Annotated in this window: 5 protein-coding genes; 4 read left to right on the top strand and 1 reads right to left on the bottom strand. The window is 61.6% G+C overall.

All coding sequences use genetic code 11. From position 1 onward, the window contains the following. Positions 1-2,428: hypothetical protein (locus L0963_RS19415; protein WP_234181444.1), on the bottom strand; the 2,428-nt coding region annotated here is incomplete at its 3' end. 533 nt (positions 2,429-2,961) lie between these two features. Between L0963_RS19415 and L0963_RS19410 the strand changes: the two genes are divergently transcribed. From L0963_RS19410 to L0963_RS19395, 4 genes are all read left to right on the top strand, one after another. After that, entirely contained in the window at positions 2,962-3,978 is a 1,017-nt protein-coding gene (locus L0963_RS19410) for a hypothetical protein (RefSeq protein WP_234181435.1), read from the top strand. A 75-nt stretch (positions 3,979-4,053) separates the two neighbouring features. Next, positions 4,054-4,773, top strand: coding sequence for a hypothetical protein (locus tag L0963_RS19405; protein ID WP_234181434.1), 720 nt, complete (start codon positions 4,054-4,056; stop codon positions 4,771-4,773). After that, complete coding sequence (locus L0963_RS19400) at positions 4,773-5,309, top strand: hypothetical protein (RefSeq protein ID WP_234181432.1); 537 nt, start codon at positions 4,773-4,775, stop codon at positions 5,307-5,309. The genes L0963_RS19405 and L0963_RS19400 overlap by 1 nt, the downstream gene beginning before the upstream one ends. 28 nt (positions 5,310-5,337) lie before the next feature. After that, on the top strand, positions 5,338-5,612 hold a 275-nt coding region (locus L0963_RS19395; protein WP_234181430.1), incomplete at its 3' end, for a hypothetical protein.

Here is a 5,612-nt window from a genome sequence, read left to right as displayed (position 1 = left end):
CAGCAAACTGTTCCCGCCCGTTGTGATGGATGGGACGATAGTCATCACGGCGAACATCGCGCAAAGTCGTCGCCTGCTTCGGCGCGACGGGAGCAGTTTCGTCGGCGGAAATATCATATTCCCGCGGCAGGTCTGCACGCGGCGAACGCCATGCGGGCACCGGCTGTGGTTCGCGGCCCGGTGTGATCTCGCCCAGCCCCACCATATCGAGTCCGCGTGCGCCGAGCGATGCCATCGTCGGTAAGGGCTGATCGAGCGCGCGAGGCGGCGACAGTGCAAATTCTTGGTCGGCCTCCCGCTGGCGGCCTGACGCGATTTCGCGGGTCGCCTGAATGCGCAGATCGCGCAATTTGATCCGCCGCCCAATCTCGGGAGTATCGCGCCAGCGCCTCACCGCCGTCTGCAGCCACGCGCTCTTGTCGACGAGATTATCATCATCCAGACCTGCCGGCCCGCGCTTCGCCAACAACGCGCCGACCTGGGCGAGTTCTTTCTGCTGGGTATCGCGGATCGCCGGAAGCCGCTTTCGATAGGGTGCGGCATTCAAATCGACGCCGTGGATCAAATCCTGAGGATCGTTGGCGGGAAGCACGACCAAGCGTCCGTCGACTTCGCTGAGAAGGAGCGGCGTCTCAGCGATGCGCTTCATCACCGCATTGGGATCCAGCATCGTTGCGGAGCTGACCTCGCTGGACAGCATTGCGTCGACAACGCGCGTCGGCTCAGGGTTCTGGATCGCAAGTCTCAGGTCTCGATCGAGCCGTTCGCGAAGATCGGCGGCGGCGCGTTCGAGAAACTTCGCCTGCTCGCGGCGCTCGGCTATCGCGGCCTGTTCAACGACCAACTCCCGTTCGAGTTCATCGAGATAGGCTTCGGCCTCGTTACCCCGCCGGGTCCAGGCGTGCGACAGATAGGTATCGTGTCCGTCCTTACGCGCCTTGTCGGCATAGCCCGGGGCAAATCTCGCAACGATACGCGGATGGCTGCGCGCCATAGCGCACAGCGTTTCGATCTCGGCGGCCTCGGCGCGCAACCGGATCGCGGTATGCTCGTGATCGCGAAGCTCGCGCGCGAGCCGCTCCAGCCGGTCGCGGTCGTCAGAAGTGCGGACTTCGCGCACGCGCGCTTCGCGTAATTCGAAAGCCGCATCGGCATCCGCGAAATCCGCATCGCGCTTCGCCACCTGCTGCGCGAGCACCCGCGCCCAGCCGATCGCTGCATTGTCGAGCGACACATCCGGCGTATCTCCCGCGCGTTCGAGTACGGTGGCTTTGCCACCTACCTTGCGCATGGTTTGCGCATCCAGCCCCATCTTGGCGTAGGTTTCTGGCGAGAGCCGATATTCAGCGTCCGTGGCCTTCAGTTCGATGTTGACGAGACGCGCGATCTCGCAGCGGAACGGCTTCATGAAGCTGGTCGCGATTTGCGGCACGACGTGGGCGTCGAACCCCAGTTCACCGTCGTCATCGATGGTCACCGCACGCTTACCGACCTGGAAGTGCAGGTGCCGGTTCGTTAGGTTATTGAGCGCGTCGGGTTCATGCCGCACGAACAGGGCGGGCACGACCCGCTTTGCGTCAGCATCGCCGCTGTCAGAATTGGCGAGCGATTGCACCCAGGCATTCGCGCCAACGAGAATGCGCTCGTGCGCCGCGCCGTCGAGATCGGCGGGCAGTTCGGCCTCGCCCGCGATGACCGCATAGCTGCCGCGACCTTCGCTGAGCTTCACCGGCGGATCCGCATCCGGCCAGCCGGGCAGCGCCGCGAGCCACGTCAGCGCGGCAGGCGCCTCCGGATCGATCCACGGCACACCAACCAACTGGCGCTTTTTGCCGAGCGCCTTGCCGCCATCCAACCGCCTCTGCTCGGCGGTGAGGATGCCACGCAAACCTTCCGGACAATCGTTGTGACGCGCAGCGCCCGCCAGAAACTCAGGCGCGCGTTCATATCTGATGTTGAGACGCGGTGGTCCGGCGGATTTGTTCTGGCGCCGCCCAAACTCATGCGCTTCGACCGCGTCCCACTGCCTGGCTCGCGTGACCGGATCCGGGTCGAGCGTCGTGACGAGGATCTGGCGATCGTCATAGCCATGATCCTGCGTGTAGCGGTCGAACGCCGCAGCGGTCCGCTCCTCTGACGCGAGCTCTGGCTCCGCGTTCGCGTCTCCGATTTTACCCGTCGCATAATCATCGAAGGTGGCCGCCGATCGCTCGCGGGTTACGTTGCGCGCTAGGTGGAAGCTCCGCTCCCCCGCCGCGCTCGTCAGCCGCGATATGTCCGGCACGCTCGGAATGCCAAACCAGGCCCGCCGGGCAGGAGCTGCTTTCCCGCGCTCCCACCGCTGCGCGGAATCGAGACTCGCTCGGACCTTTCCGCGCAGGAGCCCCAACGGATCATCGAGTTCGGTCTCCGCCAGGTCGAGCGGCAAGTCACGGATGATCCGCTTTGCTGCGCGCCTGCGAAAAGTTCCAATCGGATCCATGATCTCCAGTCCACGCTTCCAAGGCGGGCAGCGCCCGTCCTACCAGCCCGCGGCAGGCGCCCGCTCGGGAAGTCCCGAGCGAAACCGACCTTCCTAATCCGAAGGATATCATGTTGATGTTAGCTTCCACAATCGAAGATTGGGCAGCTAACCTATTTCGCAAAACAAGTAAGCCCGCATCGAATATAGCTTACATCTTCGGGAATCTCAAAATCTCCTGTGCTGGAAACTCCATCGATAATGTAAGGGGATTTTCATTTCACCATACACGAAAATGGCGGATGTAAGGTGAAACAGACTTCGCCTTACACCGAGATATCGGTGACAAATAAGCCACCCGTCTGCGATATTTCCACATGCGAAAATAACGGTTATTGTGGATATCGCTTTGACATTACCATAAATGGTAGCCCGCCCGATTCGTCAGGCCTCCGCGAGATTGTTTGCGAGGCCCGGTCTTCTCGGTGCGGGAGGACGATTTGGATTACCTTGACGACGCTGTTGATGCCATTGGTAATCTATTGTGTGAAGCGGCGTTCGCCGGTTTCGACGCCGCGGTGGATCAGCATCAGGCATCGCGAGCGACGGGCGCTGAACTGCGCGATGGCGCTGTGGCGCACGCGCTGCTCGGCCCGTGTATAAACAGGCTATTACAAGAAATCACCGGTAAAGCGATCCGCAAGACGGTCCCGCGTTTCAACGCCTGGCGGCTCCATCCGCGGTATCGCCATGACGCGCTCGTGTTTGAACTCGAGGACGCTGAGAAATCTTTCCATGATGCGATCCTCAACTCGTCCGGCCTAGTCTGGCCGTCCCGCATCTTCAACATCGTGGTCGCTATTATCCGGATCCGCGCCGTCACAATAGCGATTGGGCCTGAATGCATTGCCGAACCGGCACCGCCGGGTCAGCAAAAGAAAAGCGCACCCTCGCTCCGCCGCCGCAAGATTACTGCGGCCGATATTCCAGACGAGATTGCTGAGATCCTCCTGAATTCGACGAACGGGCCAGAGCAGTGGGCCGCGGCGATCACCAATCTCGCGGCCATGCGCGGCACCGCTCTCGACGTCGGCGCGATCGCGACAAAGCTATCGGCCCTCGCCGAACTTGATGATGGACCTGAGATATTCAATCAAATCATCACGCGTCTGCTCTCAGCGGGCTACTCACGCAAGGCGCACTTCGCCGTCGCCGATCGATACACGCTCCACACAGGGTCGCAGCAGTTCCCCGAGCCGCCGCCTGCTCCCTTGCCACCTACCGGTCCGCCGCCCACTGTCCCCTCGCGGCAACAGCCCGTTACAACGGCGCAACACGCGGACAAGGCAACATACAGCCCTTCGACGCGGTCTCCGCAAAGGACGGCGAACGAAGCCGCAGCGCCGGGTCGTGGGGCGAATCTCGCCGCGAGATTTGCCGGGCGAGCACGATCGCAGGGCGACGCCCGGCAACGTCTTGCCGAGGCGCACGCCAAGCACGGCAGGCCCAAATCATGACCGCACATTTCACGCGGGTAGCCGCACCCCTGCGGCCAGGCGACCAAACTATTCAACGCAGAAAGGAAGTGACCCATGTCGACCAAAGAACAGGTTGAGGAGCACCGGCGCAAGCGCCTCATGCTTTACGAGAAGGAGAAGGGCGGCGTCGGCAGCACCGGCACGCTGGCAACATTTGCACATTCGCTCATGCACCGCGGCATTCCCGTCATCTTCATCGAAGCGAGCCTGTCGCAGCGCGACATCGAACATGCCTATGGCAATCGACATCGCGTCGAGCCGATCGACCTGGGTGACGAATCCGATCAGGAGAAGCTCATCACGATCATCGATGACGCGCCCGATGACGCGTACATCCTCGTCAACGTTCCCGGCGGGCGATTTGAGGATCTTGATCGGGTCCACGAGTTCATCCGCTTCGCGATCGAGGATGAAGAAGACGCGCTCGATATCGACGTCGATATCATCTGGACCATGGGCCTCGATCAGGCGTCACGCGCGACGCTCGATGCCATGCTCGCCGGCGATCCGCCAGGCCGCGTGCTGCTCAACCTCCCAGCCTGGCACGGGCCGCCCCAAAAGTTCGTGCTCGTCGACGCCGAGCTTCTCGAAGCAGTCGCGAAGACTGGGGGCGATGTCTTCTGCTGTCCGGCGCTGCCCGAGCACATCTACGACAAGTTTCGCACCGATAACATGGGTCTCGATCAGATCGATGCGGGCCTATCCCGAGGAACCCGCGCGCGCTTTCGTATGTGGCAGCGCGATGTCGAAGACGCGTTGGGGGGGCTGTTCTGATGAGTAAGATCTCGAACGTCGTCCGGCTCTACCAAGCGATATACCACCGGAACCCGCCCCCGCAAACGCTGCTCCATCTGCAAACTATGGAAGCTATATTCGGGCTGCAGGACGACGAGCTTCTAACGCAAATTGTCGTATGCAATTTGGGTATCGCCGACCAGGTGGAAGCCGTGCTCAAGAAGCGCAGCGTCGAAGAGCAGGCGTTCATTGCGGAGCTTGCCGCGCACCGCGAAGAACTTGGGAACCTGCGCTATCAACTGCAGCGGCTCGTGGGCCAGGTGACTGCTGACGTCCGCCGCATTCCGCGACGTCCTGAATGGTCTGACCACACATCCTTTGGTGCAATCGAGGCCTTGGATCCGACCCGCATATTTCCTGTGCTCAGCTATCTTCGGCACGCCTTCAGCCGGTGCGACGGCGACGAGGCACGCGATGGGCTGATCTGGGCCGCTCGCTCGAGCCTTCTCCTCATCGTGCTGACCCTGGTCTTCGGAATGGCAGTGTTCGTGGTGTGGAAGGCAATTCACGGGTGATGAGCAACAAGTTTCCAGGAGATAACGTGTGACAAGAATTGTTCAGCACAACGGTCACAACATCGTTGACGGCGTCTTCCAACCAAAAGATTTTCAACTAGATGGTCGGCTCAACCTTGAAGGGTGTACCGCGCTTACCGCGCTACCCGAAGGGCTCCGCGTGACCGGGAGTCTAAACCTCGGAGGCTGTACCGCGCTGACCGCGTTGCCTGCCGACCTTCGTGTCGGTGGAGATATCGACCTCATCGACTGCACGGCGCTCGCCAAGCTTCCGGAAAGATTGCACGTCAATGCCTCGATCCG

Origin of the sequence: Sphingopyxis sp. NFH-91 (assembly GCF_021401285.1) — a bacterium.
Lineage (GTDB): Bacteria > Pseudomonadota > Alphaproteobacteria > Sphingomonadales > Sphingomonadaceae > Sphingopyxis > Sphingopyxis terrae_A.
This window is presented reverse-complemented; position numbering and strand designations above follow the sequence as displayed.